The sequence below is a fragment of the Bradyrhizobium sp. USDA 4474 genome (assembly GCF_054057515.1).
In genome coordinates, this window is record NZ_JBSRZJ010000002.1 from 1,791,593 (window position 1) to 1,807,488 (window position 15,896).

Here is a 15,896-nt window from a genome sequence, read left to right on the forward strand (position 1 = left end):
CCGGACTCACTTGACCAGGCGGACCTCGGGATCCGCCGCGCCTGACGTCGTTGGTGTGAGAACATGAAACTCAGGGGGCTTCTGACAGTCGCGATGACCGCTCAGGTCATCATGACCGCCGTCGCTCTCCTCGTCTCCAATTTTGTGGCCGGACCCGGGTTCGGCGTTGCCCAGATCGTCGCCGTGCTCGCAAGTGGCGCCGGCGCGATGCTGCTCGCGCGGCTCTGCACGCGCACGATCGAGACGGTGCAGGACAAGCGCGCTGCAGCGCAACTGGCCGAGCAGGCGCTGTCGAGTGCGCAAATGACCCAGGCCGTCATCAAGACCGCGCTGGATGCTTTCGTTCAGACCGACGCCAACGGGATCATCGTGGAGTGGAGCGTTCAGGCCGAGGCGCTGACCGGATGGACGCGCAGGGAGGCGCTCGGCACTGATGTCGTCGACCTTCTCATCGCCGAGCCGCTCCGCGACGTTTTCAGGCAGCGCATGATGCGCCTCCTGCCGGAACTCTCGAATACGCCGATCGGCATCCGGTTCGAGGCGACGCTGCTGCACCGGGAAGGGGACGAGATCCTGATCGAGGCGTCGAGCACCGCGCTCCGCCTCGGCAGTCAAACCATGATCAACGTCTTCATCAAGGACGTGACGCAAAAGCGCGCCGCCGAGGAGCAACTGATCCAGGCGCAGAAGATGGAAGCGGTCGGCCAGCTCACCGGCGGCATCGCGCATGAATTCAACAACATGCTCACGGTGATCACGGGCACGATCGAGACCCTCGCCGATGCCGTGAGGGACAATCCACCGCTCGCGACCATCACCAAGCTGATCAGCGAGGCCGCCGATCGCGGCGCCGCGCTGACGTCCAGCCTGCTGTCCTTTGCGCGCAAGCAGGCGCTCCAGCCGGCCGAGATCGACGTCAACGACCTGCTCGAAGAGCTTTCAAAACTGCTGCTGGCGACCTTCGACAAGAAGATTGCGATCAAGACCAGGCTCGACGGCAGCGCCTGGCTCGCCTTCGCCGACCGCGGCCAGCTCTCATCGGCCTTGCTCAACCTCGCGATCAACGCCCGCGACGCGATGCCCGAGGGCGGCCGGTTGACGCTGTCGACGCGCAACGTCGTCTTCGGCGTCCGCGAAGCCGTCGCGGTCGGCGCCGGCTACGCCGGCGACTATGTCGAGATCGAGATCGCCGACACCGGCACGGGCATTCCGCAGGCGATCGCCGAACGCATCTTCGATCCGTTCTTCTCGACCAAGGACGTCGGCAAGGGCACGGGGCTCGGCCTCAGCATGGTGTTCGGCTTCGTCAAGCAGTCGGGCGGCGGCATCAAGGTCGATTCAGCCGAGGGCTGCGGCACGACGTTCACGATCTATCTCCCGAAAGCCGAGACCAGTGTGCTCCGCCCGGCCGGCTACGACGAACGCAAGATCGTGGGCGGGACGGAAACCGTCCTCTGTGTCGAGGACGACCGCGATGTCCGTCACTACGTCACGCTCCAGCTCGAAAGCCTCGGCTACAAGGTCATCCCGGCCGCCAACGCCAGCGACGCGCTGGCCATCGCGGCGAAGGGGACGCAGTTTGATCTGCTGTTCACCGACATCGTGATGGCCGGCGCCCTGAATGGACGGGAGCTCGCCGACGAGATGGTCGCCGCGCGGCCCTCGTTGCGAGTGCTGTTCACGTCGGGCTATGCCCACGACGCCCCGCATGCACCGATACGCGCCACCATGGGTGCGCCGCTTCTGACAAAGCCCTACCGCAAGGCCGAGCTGGCACGCATGCTGCGCCGCTCGCTCGACACCGCCGTCGATGCCGCCGGCGATCCGATCCCGACGCCCTACTCGGTGCAGGCCGAGCTCGAAGGCTTCTTGCGGAGGCAGGAGAGCGACGAGCGGGCGACGCGATCAGGACAATAAACGCGAGCTCATCCGCCGTCGCAGCGTTGCCGACGGCGTTTCGCCGAATTTTTGGCGGTAGGCTCCCGACATGCGGCCAAGATGGGTGAAGCCGAGATCGAAAGCGATGTCGGTGATGGACACGCCTGGCGATGCCAGCACGAGCCGGGCATGGAGGCCGGCAAGCCTGATATCGAGCAACATCTCCGAGATCGACACGCCGAAGTGACGGCGGAAGCCGAGCTGGAGCGCGCGGATGCCTATCCCCGACGCAGCGGCCAGCTGTGCGAGGTCAAGCGCCTCGCCGGCATTGTCGGCGAGATGGTCCCGCGCCGCGCGAAGTGCCCGCGGCAGGCGTTCGGCTCGGCCCGAGAAGGTCCTTATGGCATCCGACAGGCCATGCCGCTGGCGGTTGAGAAGATGTTCGAGCAGCGTCTCGCGCCAGCCGGCCATCGCTGCCGGCGAGGGCCGTGCGGACGGTCCGAGACGCTCGGCGAGCATCATCAGCTCGGCCAGACTGGTCTGCAGCTGGCGGCCGGAGGGCGCGTTCAGGTCTATCGCGGGATCGAATTCGACCGCACCGGCCACCCCGCCGGACAGCGCTGCGGCGCGCTGCTCGACCATACGACGGTCAAACAGCAAAATCGCTTGCGCACAGTCATGCCACATCATCCGGGTCGGGAGGGTCGGCGACAGAAGCGACGCCGTGCTGCCGGGCCCGACATCGAAACCGGTGGCGACCACAGAAATATGGGCGGTGCCCGTGAGCGGGATCTGCACAAGAAAGAACCGGTCGAGGCAGCCGGGATCGATGCTGACGGTCCCGCCATAGGCGACGTAGTTGATGGAAAACCCGTCGAACCCTGCGCAATTGTGTCGGGCCGAAAATCCGGAAGCACGCGCCTGCGCCGGCTTGAGATGGTGCGGGCAGAAGATGCGTCCAATCTGCTCGGCCGCTTCGTCGACGTCATTCGTGGTGACGCGGGCGAACGCCGCAAGCCTTTCAGCTGGCGACGAGCGTGTGCTCATTTGCTGCACGGCTGCGGACATCATCGACCCACGCTTCGTGTCGCTGAATTGTTTTAAGCCTATAATAGTTCCGCGGAGACGAAAAGGGGCACGCCAGCAAAATCGTCGTGCTGCACAGCAACAACACGACGGGATTCGTTTAGCGGATAGACAGGCGACCGGTCCCCGGCGGAAGCTTCCTCGCCGGAGTTCACATGGAGGCGAGCATGACTGCACTCGAAAAGGGCATTACCGCAAACGGCACAGGCTATGGCGGCAAGACCTGGAATATCCTGGGTCAGGTCTATTTCCCAAAGGCCGTCACCGAGTCCACCTTCGCGTTCGAGACCAACAGCGATCCCGGCCAGTTCGTGCCGGTGCACATCCACCCGACCCAGGACGAGTTCATCCTGGTGCAGGAAGGCACACTCGACCTCAAGCTCGACGGCGCCTGGGTCAAGGCGCATGCCGGTGATCTCGTGCGCATGCCTCGCGGCATCCCGCATGGCTATTTCAACAAGTCCGACAAGCCATGCCGCGCACTGTTCTGGGTCTCGCCGATGCAGAAGCTGGAGGCGCTGTTCAACCAGCTCCACAATCTGACAGACCCCGCCGAAGTCGTGCGCATCTCGGCGCTGCATGAGGTCGAGTTCCTGCCACCCGAGGCCAACGACTAGCAACGTCCTCGTCTCGTCCCACCTGCTTGCGGTTCCGGCGGCCGCGCCTCGCGGCCGAACGAGGCCGCTTGCGCGCGAAACACATCGATTGCGAGCCATCCCATGGTCAGCTCCAAGCATGTCTGCGTGATCGGCGCCGGCGTCTCCGGCCTCGCCACCGCAAAGGCGTTCTCCGCCCGCGGCCACCGCGTCACCATCGTCGAGCGCAGCGCCGATCTCGGCGGCGTCTGGGAGCCGGCGCGCTCCTATCCTGACGTGCAGACGCAAAGTCCCAAGGATCTCTACCGCTACACCGATCGCGCCATGCCGCAGGCCTATCCGGAATGGCCAACCGGGCCGCAGGTTCATGCCTATCTCGCCGGCTACGCGGAAAGTTTCGGCCTCGACCGCATGCTGCGCCTCAACACGAACGTTGCCGGCATGGCGCGACGCGCCGACGGCAAACCGGGCTGGACGCTCGCGCTGACGAACGAGGACGGCGCGACCACGAACGAGGACTTCGATTTCGTCGCGGTGTGCACCGGGCAGTTCAACGAGCCGCGCGCGCTGCATTGCCCGGGCGAAGACGGCTTTGTTGCGCAGGGCGGGCAGACCCTGCACTCGTCGAAATACAACGATCCCACGCTGGCGAAAGGACGCCGCGTCGTCGTGCTCGGCGGTTCGAAGTCGGCGACCGACATCGCCGTGAACGCGGTGAAGTCAGGCGCGCGCGAGGTCACAATCGTGATGCGCGAGCCGGTCTGGCGCCTGCCCTATTTCATCGGCGGGCTCGTGAACTTCAAGCGCATCCTCTACATCCGCGCGCAGGAGGAGATGTTTCCGGGCTGGGGCATCGGCGCAATGTCGAGGCTCGCATACCGTCTCGCTGGACCGCTGATCTGGGCGAACTGGCGCGGGCTGGAGAGCCTGCTGAAGGCCCAGCTCAAGCTCAACAAGTGCAACATGGTGCCGAAGGAGCGGATCGAGGACGGAGTCAACTGCTCGGTGCCGCTTGCAACGCCGGGCTTCTACCCCATGGTCGCCGACGGCCGAATCAAGGCGGTGTTCGGCACGTTCGATCATTATGAAGGCGACACCATCGTGATGAGCGGCGGCGAGCGCGTCGGCGCCGACGTCGCGGTGCTCGCGATCGGCTACAAGCTCGGCGTGCCATTCCTGCCCGATACCTATCAGTCAAAGCTGGTCGATCCGGACGGGCAGTACCGGCTTTACCGCCTGATCGCCAACCCTGATCTGCCCGACCTCGGCTTCGTCGGCTTCAACTCGTCGTTCTGCACCGTGCTCTGCGCCGATCTCGCCGCGAACTGGTTGGTGCGCTATGCCGACGGGCAACTCAAGAACCAGCCGACGGCGCAGCAGATGCGCGACAACATCGAGATGATGCTGCACTTCAAGCGCGTCGAGCGGCCCGCCGCCGGTGTCTATGGCGGCCTGTGTGTCGCGCCATATCATTACCGTCATTTCGACGAGTTGATGGCCGATATTGGCGCAAAGACGCAGAAGCGCGGCGGGCTTGCCGGACATTTCCAGCCACCCGACGCTGATGCCTATGCAAAATTCCTGGCATCGGCGCCGGAATACAGGACCGCGGGATGAGATCAGACAGGCCGATTTGCGGCTCGCCAGATCGCGGGTTTGATGTTTACGATCCCATGACCAACGAATCTCCGGGACATGGGAACCGCCATGCGACCACCACCTCACATCGCTGCGGCCATGGCGGTGCTCGGGCTGTTCCTCGCGGCGCCCTCCCCGAGCCAGGCGCAAGCGCTGACCCCGACGCAATCGGAGGCGCAAGCCGCCTACGATCGCGCGCTCGGTGACTTCAAATCGGTTCTCGCCGAACGGCGCAGCCAGATCGAGGCGAAGCAGAAGCTGCCGAACCTGCCCGGCCAGGCGCTTTATCTCGCGCGCGTCGCTGTCATCAGCACTTACAAGGATCTTACGGACGCCGTGCCGTCGCGCATCGGTAAGCCGAACAAGTTCGGGATTCCGCCTGCTTATTTCGACGCCGCGATCGAGCCGCTGGTCGACGAATATGCAGATATTTTCGAAATCATGGAGGCGCCGCCCGCAAGCGCGCAGGCCTCAGTGACACCGTTCAAGGACGTCGTCGATCTCGGCACCGCGATTGCGCGCGCCAAGGGACTTGCACCGGCTGAAGCCGACGCTGCGGGCCGCATCAGCCTGGGGCTGTTCTATGCCGAGACGAATGGCAAGCAGAACGTCCGCAATGCGCGCTCGAACACCTATATGGGGAGCCTGCAGACCGGCCCGTCCGAAGACCGCAACGGCCAGCGCAAATGGGATGCGATCAAGGGTGCGATTGCGGCCGCCAATCCCGCATTGAACGCGCGCGACGACAAGGAAGAGGCGCGATCCCGCGGCACCGATCGTCGCTTCAATCACTGGACCAATGTGCGCGACGGTCTCATGAACGCGCATGCGGAGCTGTTCGCTGAAATCCCCGCGATCGTGAAGACGCTGCCCGATCCGATCGAGCAGATGAAGCTGTTCGAACTGATCCAGATCATCCCGAGCCCGACGCGGTCGGCGCTGAAATCCGGCGACCTCCTGAACTACAGAGTGTCCGATCCCACCATCATGAAGCACTTGCGCAACAACAGCATCTTCGCTTTCGGCAAGGCCGACCGGGCGCGAAGCTCGGCCAGCTTCCGCGAGATCCTGGGCGCGATGTGGCTGTTCAAGCGGAAGTTCGACAAGGCGATGACGAAATACGCGGAGATCAAGCCGCGCTAGTTCTCCACCTTGTATCCGTTCCGTCGGCGTTTCAGCCAAGGCGGGCTGGTGACTGCCAGGGCTATGCTGTTCCACGGCCGGCGATTTGTTGCTAGCTTGGCGCGCCGACAGGCAATCATGGGGGCGACCGATGACCTCAGTGTATCCCGCCTATCCCGCGCAACGCCGTCACGCGTGGAGACCTATCGGGCAGGCTTTGGCGGCAACTATGGCCATGGTCGCGCTGGCCGGCTGCGAGGAGAAAAACACCTTCGTGGCACCGCCGCCACCCAAGGTCGATGTCGCAACGCCGGTGCAGCGCCCCGTGACACGCTATGTCGAAGCTACCGGCAACACCGCGCCGATCAAGAGCGTCGATCTCGTCGCACGCGTGCAGGGGTTTCTGCAGACGATCGAGTACACGGACGGCACGTTCGTCAAGCAGGGCACGCAGCTGTTCACGATCGAGCCGGAGACCTACAAGCTGAAGCTGGATCAGGCGCGGGCGGCCGAGGCTGGCGCCGAGGCCTCGGTCCGGCAAGCTGAAGCCGATTTCAACCGACAGGCCGAACTGGTGCAGCGGCAGGCCGTCTCGCAGGCGACACTCGACACCTCGACATCGACCCGCGACAATGCCCAGGCCAATCTCCAGCAGGCCCATGCCAACACTGGGATCGCGGAGCTCAACTACAGCTATACCAAAGTGAGCGCGCCGTTCGACGGCATCGTCAGCGCGCACATGGTCTCGGTCGGCGAACTCGTCGGCGTCGCCTCCCCGACGCAGCTTGCGACCATCGTTGCGATGGACCCGATCTGGGTGAACTTCACTGTCAACGAGCAAGACGTGCTGCGGATCCGCGCCGAGGCGCAGCGGCGCGGATTGACCGCCGCCGACCTCAAGCAATTTCCGATCGAGATCGGCCTGCAGACCGAGACGGGCTATCCGCATGAGGGCAAGCTCGACTACGTCGCGCCCACCCTCAATTCGTCGACCGGCACGCTCGCGGTGCGCGGCCTCGTGCCCAACGACAAGCGCGTGCTTCTTCCCGGTTATTTCGTCCGCGTCCGCGTGCCGTTCGACCAGGACAAGAACGCCCTCCTCGTCCCCGACAGCGCGCTCGGCAGCGACCAGGGCGGGCGCTATCTGCTGGTGGCCAACAATGACAATGTCGTCGAGCAGCGCAAGGTGCAGATTGGCCCGACCGACAACGGCCTGCGCGTGATCGAAAGCGGCCTGAAGCCTGATGACCGGGTGGTCATTTCGGGGCTGCTGCGTGTGATCCCGGGCCAGAAGATCGACCCGCAACAAACCAAGATCGAGCAGCCGCAGGCGTCAGCCAATTAGGAGCGCCGGCCATGATCTCAAAATTCTTCATCGAGCGGCCGGTCCTCTCGAACGTCATCGCGCTGCTGATGATCCTGATCGGCGGCGTCGCGCTGTTCAATCTCGCGATCACCCAATATCCCGATGTGGTGCCGCCGACGGTGCAGGTGACGACGCGCTATCCCGGCGCCAGCGCCAAGACCGTGATCGACACCGTGGCCTTGCCGATCGAGCAGCAGGTCAACGGCGTCGAGGACATGCTCTACATGCAGTCCTACAGCGGCTCCGACGGCACCTACACCCTGACGGTGACCTTCAAGATCGGCACCGATCTCAATTTCGCGCAGGTGCTGGTGCAGAACCGTGTTTCCAGCGCGCTGTCGCAACTGCCGCAGTCGGTACAGAACCAGGGCGTCACCGTGCAGAAGAGGTCGACCTCGATCCTGCTGTTCGTCACGCTGACCTCTCCGGACAAGACCTTCGACAGCCTCTATCTGAGCAACTACGCCACCATCAACATCCGCGACGAGCTCTCCCGCCTGCCCGGCGTCGGCAACGTCACGGTGTTCGGCGCCGGCCAGTATTCGATGCGGATCTGGCTCGATCCGAACAAGCTGCAGGCGCGCGGATTGGTGCCGCAGGATGTCATCCAGGCAATCCAGCAGCAGAGCCAGCAGGTCTCGGCCGGACAGGTCGGCGCGCCACCGACGCCGCCGGGACAGGCGTTCCAGTACACGCTCAACGTCAACGGGCGGCTCGACGACGCCACGCAGTTCGAGAACATCATCGTCAAGACGGGCAGCAGCGGCGACGTCACGCGCGTGCGCGACGTCGGCTCGGTCGAGCTCGGCGCGCAGACCTACAGCCAAATCTTCTCTCTGAACAAGCAGCCCGCCACCGGCATCGGCGTTTTCCAATCGCCGGGCGCCAACGCGCTTCAAGTCGAACAGGCGGTCGAGAGGAAGATGGTGGAGCTCGCCAAGCGCTTTCCGGAAGGAATCAAATACGACACGCCGTTCGACACGACGAAATTCGTGAACGCCTCGGTCCACGAGGTCTACATGACCCTGATCGAGGCCGGCCTGCTGGTGCTGGTCGTGATCCTGGTGTTCCTGCAGGACTGGCGCGCGATGCTGGTACCGGCGACCACGGTGCCGGTGACCATCATCGGCGCGTTCGCCGCGATGGCGGCGCTCGGATTCACCATCAACATGTCGACGCTGTTTGCGATCGTGCTGGCGATCGGCATCGTCGTCGACGACGCCATCGTCGTGGTGGAAGGCGCCGCCCACAATATCGAGCAGGGCATGAACGGCCACGACGCCGCGATCAAGGCGATGGACCAGCTGTTCGCGCCGATCGTCGGCATCACACTGGTGCTGATCTCGGTGTTCCTGCCGGCCTCGTTCCTCGCCGGCCTCACGGGCCGCATCTACTCGCAATTCGCGCTGGTGATCGCGGCGACCGCGCTGCTGTCGGCCATTAACGCGGCGACCCTGAAACCGACGCAATGCGCGCTGTGGCTGCGTCCGGCCGTGCCCCCGGAGCGGCGCAATTTCTTCTATCGCGGCTTCAATGCGGTGTATGACCGCGTCGAGCGCGGCTACGCGCGGCTGATCACTTTCCTGGTCAAGCATGCAACCGTCTCGGTCGTATTCGCACTGATCCTGATCGGGATCGGCGGCTACGGCCTGTCTCGGGTGCCGACCGGCTTCCTGCCGATCGAGGATCAAGGCTACCTGATCGCCGCCGTGCAACTGCCCGACGGCGCCTCGCTCGAGCGGACCCAGAAGGTGCTCGACAGGGCCGCCGACATCATCAAGGCCACGCCCGGCGTCCAACAGGTCATCACCATCGCCGGCATCTCCGCGCTCGACAACAGCGCGAGCCTCGCCAATGCCGGCGTCGCCTACATCATCCTGAAGGATTGGGATGCGCGCGGCAAAGGCGAGGACCTGCGCTCGCTGGTGTACGGGCTCAACGACAAGGTCGCCGATATCATGGAGGCACGCACCCTGGTGCTGCCGCCGCCGCCCATCCAGGGCATCGGCAATGCCGCCGGTTTCTCGATGCAGGTCGAGCTGCGCGACGGCAATAGCGATTTCGGCAAGCTGCAGGCCATCACCGCCGCGATGGTCTCCAACGCCCAGAGCCAGAGCGCACTCCAGCGCGTCTCGTCCTCGTTCCGCTCGGCGGTGCCGCAATTCAACGTCGAGATCGACCGCGTCAAGACGCAGACGCTGCACCTGACGACGGACGCCGTGTTCTCGGCCCTGTCGACCTATCTCGGCTCGTCCTACGTCAACCAGTTCAACAAATTCGGCCGCGTCTTCCAGGTCTATACCCAGGCCGATCCCGGCTTCCGCGTCACCGAGCGCGACATCGCCAACATGCAGGTGCGCAACTCGAACGGCGACATGATCCCGATCGGCACGGTGGCCACGATCACGCCGGTCACCGGGCCGTCGCTGATCAGCCTCTACAACCTCTACCCCTCCTCGACCATCGTCGGCCTGCCGGCGCAGGGCTATTCGTCCGGCCAATCGCTCGAGCTGATGGAGGAGATCGCGGACAAGACGCTGCCGCCGGGCACCGGCTATGAGTGGACGGCGATGTCGTACCAGGAGAAGGCGGTCTCGAACCAGATCTACTGGGTGTTCGGGCTCGCCATGCTGCTGGTCTATCTCGTGCTCGCCGGCCAGTATGAAAGCTGGTACGCGCCGATCTCGGTGATCCTGGCGGTGCCGCTCTCGCTGCTCGGGCCGATGCTGATCCTCTCGGGGCTGAAGATCGAGAACAACCTCTACTGCCAGATCGGCCTGATCCTGCTGATCGCGCTGTCCGCCAAGAACGCGATCCTGATCGTGGAGGTCGGGCTCGAGCTGCACGGCCGCGACGGCAGGCCGGTGCTGGAAAGCGCGGTCGATGCGGCGCGCGCGCGCTTCCGCCCGATCCTGATGACCTCGTTCGCCTTCATCCTCGGCGTGGTGCCGCTGGTGATCGCGACCGGCGCCGGCGCCAGCGCCCGCAAGTCGATCGGCATCACGGTGTTCTCGGGCATGCTGGCCTCGACCTGCCTCGCGGTGCTGTTCGTGCCGGCCTTCTTCGTGGTGGTGCAGCGATTCGAGAACTGGCTGGAGCAACGCAAGACACCGAAGGCGCAGCCGGCCGCGGCGGTGAAATCTTGAAACAACCCCATGCACAGTAGGGATGGGGTTGAAAAGGCCCAAGGACTTCGTTTTTGCAGAATTTAGCTTGCACCGTCGGGCAAAACACCGGCATGATGGCATCATCGGCGGCATGCGTGAGGTGCCTGCTCCGTCATTGCGGGCGCAGAAGAGCGCACCGTCGTTCAACCCTTCTCGCTCGCCACCTGCCGCGCCTCGCCGCTCGAGACCAGCAGCACCGAGACCTTCGACTGCCTGAGCACCGCGTCCGCGACGCCGCCGAAGGAGAGATGCTCGCCCTGGATGCGGTCGACGCCCATGACGACGAGATCGACGTCGGTGGTGTCGATCTCGCGCAGGATCGCCGCCTCCGGCGCCCGGTTCACGCGCAGGGTCGTGGTGAGGTCGACGTCGTAGCGGGCGGCGAGATCGCTGGCGTCCTTGAGGATGCCTGCTTCCTGGGTCAGCCCGCGCGAGGCGCCGCGCTGCGCGCCCTTGTCGCGCGTCGTCGCGACATAGATCACGCGCAGCGAGCCCGATCCCGCCTGCGTCAGCGCCACCGCAACCTCGGCGCCGCGCTTGGAAATGCTGCTGCCCGAGATGGGAACGAGGATGTTGAGCCCATCGGGAACCGGCTGCTTCAGATGCTTGCCCTTGGCCGCCACGATCGCGAGCGGCCCCTCGAACTTTGCAGCGATGTCCTCGATCTTGCGGTCGAAGCGGTCCTTGGTCGCGGTGACCTTGTCGACGCCGACGACGAGGAGATCGAAACCCTTGCGCGCCTCCTCAGTGATGGTTTCGCCGAGCTCCGCGCGCCGCGCGCGGGTGACGACGTCGACATTGCCGGCGTCACCGCTGGGGGCGACGGTTTCGGCGGCCTTCTTCACGACGGTCTCGTGGCTCTCCGCCTCGGCCTGCTGCTTGGCGCGCATGCCGATATGCAGCACGGTGACGGGAAAGCCGCGCATGCCGGCGATCAGGCCCGCGACGTGGGCGGCGAAGGTGGCATTGACGCTCTCATCGACCGCGAGCAACGGACGCTCGAGATTGGCGACGAAGCCGCGCTTCTCGAACTCCTCGCGCTCCAGCCGCTCCTTCTCGTCCTTGTTCATCGGCAGCTTTGCCAGCGCCGCGCGCAGCATCGGCGGCATCGCCATCGTGGTCACGATCGCCATGGTCACGATCATCGTGAACAGATTCTGGCTGAGCACGCCGATGGAGAGGCCGATGGTGGCGATGATGACCTCGGTCGAGCCGCGCGCATTCATCCCGCTCGCCAGCGCCAGCGATTCCCGCGTGCTCAGGCCGCCGACAGTGCCGCCGACGAAGGCGCCACCGAACTTGCCGAGACTTGCGATCACGACGAGCAGGCCGGTGAGCATCAACAGACCGGGATCGCGCAGCACCGAGAGATCGGCGCTGAGGCCCGCAAGCCCGAAAAACACCGGCATGAAGAAGCTCGAGATCAGCCCGCGCAACCGCTCGTCGATCTGCCGAGTCAGGATCGGCGACTCCCCGACCAGGATGCCGGCGACGAAGGCGCCGAGCACGGTATGGACCCCGATCGCATGCGTGATCAGCGCCATCACGCCCATCAACAGCAGGATCACGGTGATGACCGCCGCCACGCTGACGAGGTTGTCGTTGGCCCAACGAATGAGCTGAAACACCAGCCTTCGACCGATGGTGAAGCTGACGGCGAGGAAGGCGAGCGTGCCGAGCACGGCTTTCGCCACCGAGGCGATGTCAGGCGTGCCCTGCGAGGCCAGGCTGAAGATGACGGCAATGATGATCCAGCCGATCGTGTCGTCGATCACGGCGGTCGCGACGATGATCTGGCCGACATTGCGGCGCATGAAATTCATCTCGCGCACGACCACGGCGACGATCTTGACCGAGGAGATCGACAGCGCCGTGCCCATGAACAGCGAGGCGACGAGACGCTGCTCCGGCTTCGGCAGCAGCGCATCAGGGAGGAATTCGCCGAGCGCGAAGCCGCAGGCGAACGGCACGAGGATGCCGGCGATCGAGATCGCGATCGCGGCCTTGCCGACCTTCCTGACCAGCTTGAGATCGGTCTCCATGCCCGTCAGCAACAACAGCAGCAGGATGCCGACTTGCGCGATGCCGTCGAGCATCGCCTTCTGCTCGGGGGTTTTGGGAAAGATCGCGGCCTGCGCCTCCGGCCAGATCCAGCCGAACAGCGACGGACCGAGGATGATGCCGGCGAGCAGCTCGCCGATCACCGAAGGCTGGCCGATGCGCTGCATGATCTCGCCAAGGCCGCGGCCGACCGCGATCAGCAGCACGATCTGGGCCACCAGCAGGAATTCGGAAGGCGCCGCCGATTTGCCGCCCTCGGCGCCGGCCGCCATGGTGGTGAGGACAAGCGCCGCGGGGACAAGGCCGACCGGCCGGAGCAGGCTCCACTGCATGCAGGCGTCTTTCCCCCGTTTGCTGTCCCGGCAAAGTGCCGGGGCCACGGCGATAGAACCCGCGGGAGGCGGAGCGGGTTCCCTGCGTGTCGCGGCGGGGTTCGGGTCCCGCAAGCGGGAAAGGGAGCGCAGGCACGGCAGGCGGAGCTCTAGGCTGCCGACTGGAGAGCCTGGAGTCTCCGCACGAATCCCAACGCCGCCTCGTTCAGATCGCCAAACCTGCTGCGCAGCGCCTCGGCGCGTGAGCCCGCGCCCTGCGCAATCGACTGGCCCATGACGGCCTTCGAACATACATCCTCCACTGACTTCTGGAGATGCTCGGCGCCCTCCGCGGCGCTGCGGGCGGCGCGATTGATGTCGCTTGTGGCGCCGCTCTGTTCCTGGACCGCTCTCGCAATCGTCGCGCTCTGCTCTCTGATGTCCCTGATGACGTCGACGATCGCGGCGATTTCGCTTGCCGCCGCCTGCGTCGCCGACTGGATGCCGAGCACCTGGGACGAGATGTCCTCCGTCGCGCGTGCGGTTTGCGTCGCGAGCGTCTTGACCTCCGCCGCCACGACGGCAAAGCCACGGCCCGCTTCGCCCGCGCGCGCCGCTTCGATGGTCGCATTGAGCGCCAGCAAATTGGTCTGACCGGCGATATCGCTGATCAATTCCACGACGCTCCCGATCTTTGTCGCGGCTTGCACCATGCTCTCCACCATTAACCCGGCCTGGGTTGCGCGGCCGCTGGCGATGTCAGCCACCTGGCTTGCTTCCTGGGCCCGTCCATTGATGTTGCGCGTGGAGGCATCGAGTTGCTCGACTCCGGCAGCCATGGTCTGCACGCTGCCGGCGATGCCCTCTGCGGACGCCGACGCCGTGCGGCTGCACGACAGATTGTCGGCGTTGAACCGCTCGAGTTCCTGGATCGCATCGGCAATGTGTCCGGCCGCCGCAACGACCTCGTCCACCGAGCCGACGACTGACCCCTCAAAGGACGAGGTCGCACGCGCAAGAACATCTCTCAGCTCGCTTTCCGCCTGCATCTTGAGCTGCGCTTGCGACGTCTGAAGCGACAACCGATCGGCCGAATGGTCACGCAGGACGGCGACCGCCGCGGCCATCGCGCCAATCTCGTCACGCCGGTCCAAGCCTGGAATGCTCCCTTCGATCTCACCCGACACGATCTTGCGCAGACGCTCCTCGAGCCGCCGCAGCGGCCGGGAGATGGTTCCTGCGATCAGAACCGCAAACGCCACACTCATGAGCACGACAAGCAGCGCGAGACCTCCGAGCCGCAGCGCCGCGGCCTTGAACGACGCGTCGAGATCGTCGACATACATGCCACTGATGACCATCAGCTTCAGGTCCGGAACCGCCCTGACGAAGGCCTGTTTGCGCAGCGGCTCCGGCTGGCCGTTGCGGGGGAAATGATAGGTGACGGTCCCGGCGCCGGCGCTATGGGCGAGATCGACGATCTCGCGGCGGAACAGGCGCCCGTTGACGTCGCCCTTGTCGATCAGGTTCTTCCCGACGTTCTCGGGCGTACCCCCGTCGGCCAGATTGAGCCCGTCCCAATCGTAAACGAAGAAGTAGTTGTTGCCGTCATACCGCGATGGCGCGACGATCTCCCTGATCCTCGCAACCAATTCGTCGCGCCTCATGCGGCCCGACAGCACCTCTGGCTGATAGGCTGCGATCTGCGATGCCACCACATCCACCGCGCCGCGCAGCGCCCTCGTCCGCTCGGCCTCCATCTGATCGCGCAACTGGATGAGGGACACGCCGACGAGAACCATCATCGCCAGAACACTGCCAAGCGTGAGCATGCCCAGCCGCCACGCGATCTTGATCTTCTTCATGCGAAATCCCTTGTCGCTGCAATGAATGCCGAAGCTTGCAGCCGAAAGCTTGACGAGGACTTTCACTCAGGGAGCGGAAGGCGGCGTCTTCTGCAGAATGTTATGCGTAATTTGCATCGGCCAGTCGGATCTCGCATCGAAAGGCGATGGGGATGCCGGCCGCGACGGAAGCCGCGGCCACGCTTCGTCGGGCAAAAAGGTACCGGCGCCCGAGACGAATCTGCAATCTTACCGGAGGTGTGCGCTTGGCCGGTGTGAGCCGAGCAGGTGCGGTGTCACGAGGTTCGTTCACAATGGCAGACCGGAAGAGAACGGCAGACGGCCAAAGTGACGTAATTGACCCGGAGCGGCCTTCAGATCGAAAGAAATTCTCGCTACCTTTCAGGCGAGCCAGCACTTCAGGTGGTCGCGTCCGGCAGGGAGCCTAATGAACATTTCGCTCGCACTCATCGCCGCCACCCTGCCTGCGGACTTTTCCGAACTAGAGGCGGATGCGACACTGGATGGTCACCGGCATCTGACCCGCTTCGCCGCGGAGTTTGCGTCTGAGCGAGCCATGTTCCACGCGATTTACACGTGTCGCGTGGATGGCCAATTGGCTGGGACTGGGGCAATTACGGACGAACCTGCGATGACCGTGCATCCCGGCAGGCGGATGCGCCGGCTTACGTGCACCGTCGATTTAGACGGCGCGAAATTGCCCGCACCATAGCGAGCGCGCTGATGTTGGAAGCGGCAACCAAGGTTTCCATCGTGACTGCGCACGCAGGAAACGATGGGGCCGCCAAGTTTTGGGAGGCGATTGG

General features: G+C 64.8%; 10 protein-coding genes. 7 read left to right on the forward strand and 3 right to left on the reverse strand.

Annotated elements, in window-relative coordinates; all coding sequences use genetic code 11:
- The first annotated feature begins 63 nt into the window (after window positions 1-63).
- A complete protein-coding gene (locus ACVW16_RS10320; RefSeq protein WP_456736059.1) occupies window positions 64-1,917 on the forward strand; it encodes an ATP-binding protein in 1,854 nt (617 codons plus the stop codon).
- On the opposite strand, the gene ACVW16_RS10325 is transcribed toward ACVW16_RS10320, so the two are convergent.
- Complete coding sequence (locus tag ACVW16_RS10325; RefSeq protein ID WP_456738215.1) at window positions 1,906-2,946, reverse strand: AraC family transcriptional regulator; 1,041 nt, start codon at window positions 2,944-2,946, stop codon at window positions 1,906-1,908. The two genes, ACVW16_RS10320 and ACVW16_RS10325, sit on opposite strands and share 12 nt — an antisense overlap.
- A gap of 185 nt (window positions 2,947-3,131) precedes the next feature.
- On the opposite strand from ACVW16_RS10325, the gene ACVW16_RS10330 reads away from it, so the two are divergent.
- The 5 genes from ACVW16_RS10330 to ACVW16_RS10350 all read left to right on the forward strand — a co-directional run bounded on the left by ACVW16_RS10330 (window position 3,132) and on the right by ACVW16_RS10350 (window position 10,832).
- On the forward strand, window positions 3,132-3,581 hold the full coding sequence (locus tag ACVW16_RS10330) for a cupin domain-containing protein (protein ID WP_456699135.1): 450 nt from the start codon (window positions 3,132-3,134) through the stop codon (window positions 3,579-3,581).
- A gap of 102 nt (window positions 3,582-3,683) precedes the next feature.
- The gene (locus ACVW16_RS10335; RefSeq protein WP_456738795.1) at window positions 3,684-5,177 is read left to right on the forward strand and encodes a flavin-containing monooxygenase; all 1,494 of its coding nucleotides are present in this window, start codon (window positions 3,684-3,686) and stop codon (window positions 5,175-5,177) included.
- A 90-nt stretch (window positions 5,178-5,267) separates the two neighbouring features.
- Window positions 5,268-6,341 (forward strand): hypothetical protein, encoded by a 1,074-nt coding sequence (locus ACVW16_RS10340; protein ID WP_456736061.1) that lies wholly within the window; start codon window positions 5,268-5,270, stop codon window positions 6,339-6,341.
- 130 nt (window positions 6,342-6,471) lie between these two features.
- On the forward strand, window positions 6,472-7,665 hold the full coding sequence (locus tag ACVW16_RS10345; RefSeq protein WP_456736062.1) for an efflux RND transporter periplasmic adaptor subunit: 1,194 nt from the start codon (window positions 6,472-6,474) through the stop codon (window positions 7,663-7,665).
- Between the two features lie 11 nt (window positions 7,666-7,676).
- The gene (locus tag ACVW16_RS10350) at window positions 7,677-10,832 is read left to right on the forward strand and encodes an efflux RND transporter permease subunit (protein WP_456736063.1); all 3,156 of its coding nucleotides are present in this window, start codon (window positions 7,677-7,679) and stop codon (window positions 10,830-10,832) included.
- 164 nt (window positions 10,833-10,996) lie between these two features.
- Here the strand turns inward: ACVW16_RS10350 and ACVW16_RS10355 are convergent, their stop codons facing one another.
- Both ACVW16_RS10355 and ACVW16_RS10360 read right to left on the reverse strand, forming a co-directional pair.
- The gene (locus tag ACVW16_RS10355; protein WP_456738216.1) at window positions 10,997-13,246 is read right to left on the reverse strand and encodes a cation:proton antiporter domain-containing protein; all 2,250 of its coding nucleotides are present in this window, start codon (window positions 13,244-13,246) and stop codon (window positions 10,997-10,999) included.
- Window positions 13,247-13,395: 149 nt separating this feature from the next.
- On the reverse strand, window positions 13,396-15,090 hold the full coding sequence (locus tag ACVW16_RS10360) for a methyl-accepting chemotaxis protein (protein ID WP_456738797.1): 1,695 nt from the start codon (window positions 15,088-15,090) through the stop codon (window positions 13,396-13,398).
- A 427-nt stretch (window positions 15,091-15,517) separates the two neighbouring features.
- On the opposite strand from ACVW16_RS10360, the gene ACVW16_RS10365 reads away from it, so the two are divergent.
- Window positions 15,518-15,802, forward strand: coding sequence for a hypothetical protein (locus tag ACVW16_RS10365; RefSeq protein WP_456736064.1), 285 nt, complete (start codon window positions 15,518-15,520; stop codon window positions 15,800-15,802).
- The last annotated feature ends 94 nt before the right edge of the window (window positions 15,803-15,896 follow it).

What these genes read in the sequence shown, in the direction of transcription:
- ACVW16_RS10325 (WP_456738215.1), bottom strand. Translation starts at nt 2,946, where the DNA reads ATGTCCGCAGCCGTGCAGCAAATGAGCACACGCTCGTCGCCAGCTGAA.
- ACVW16_RS10360 (WP_456738797.1), bottom strand. Translation starts at nt 15,090, where the DNA reads ATGAAGAAGATCAAGATCGCGTGGCGGCTGGGCATGCTCACGCTTGGC.
- ACVW16_RS10350 (WP_456736063.1), top strand. Translation starts at nt 7,677, where the DNA reads ATGATCTCAAAATTCTTCATCGAGCGGCCGGTCCTCTCGAACGTCATC.
- ACVW16_RS10330 (WP_456699135.1), top strand. Translation starts at nt 3,132, where the DNA reads ATGACTGCACTCGAAAAGGGCATTACCGCAAACGGCACAGGCTATGGC.
- ACVW16_RS10355 (WP_456738216.1), bottom strand. Translation starts at nt 13,246, where the DNA reads ATGCAGTGGAGCCTGCTCCGGCCGGTCGGCCTTGTCCCCGCGGCGCTT.
- ACVW16_RS10340 (WP_456736061.1), top strand. Translation starts at nt 5,268, where the DNA reads ATGCGACCACCACCTCACATCGCTGCGGCCATGGCGGTGCTCGGGCTG.
- ACVW16_RS10365 (WP_456736064.1), top strand. Translation starts at nt 15,518, where the DNA reads ATGAACATTTCGCTCGCACTCATCGCCGCCACCCTGCCTGCGGACTTT.
- ACVW16_RS10320 (WP_456736059.1), top strand. Translation starts at nt 64, where the DNA reads ATGAAACTCAGGGGGCTTCTGACAGTCGCGATGACCGCTCAGGTCATC.
- ACVW16_RS10345 (WP_456736062.1), top strand. Translation starts at nt 6,472, where the DNA reads ATGACCTCAGTGTATCCCGCCTATCCCGCGCAACGCCGTCACGCGTGG.
- ACVW16_RS10335 (WP_456738795.1), top strand. Translation starts at nt 3,684, where the DNA reads ATGGTCAGCTCCAAGCATGTCTGCGTGATCGGCGCCGGCGTCTCCGGC.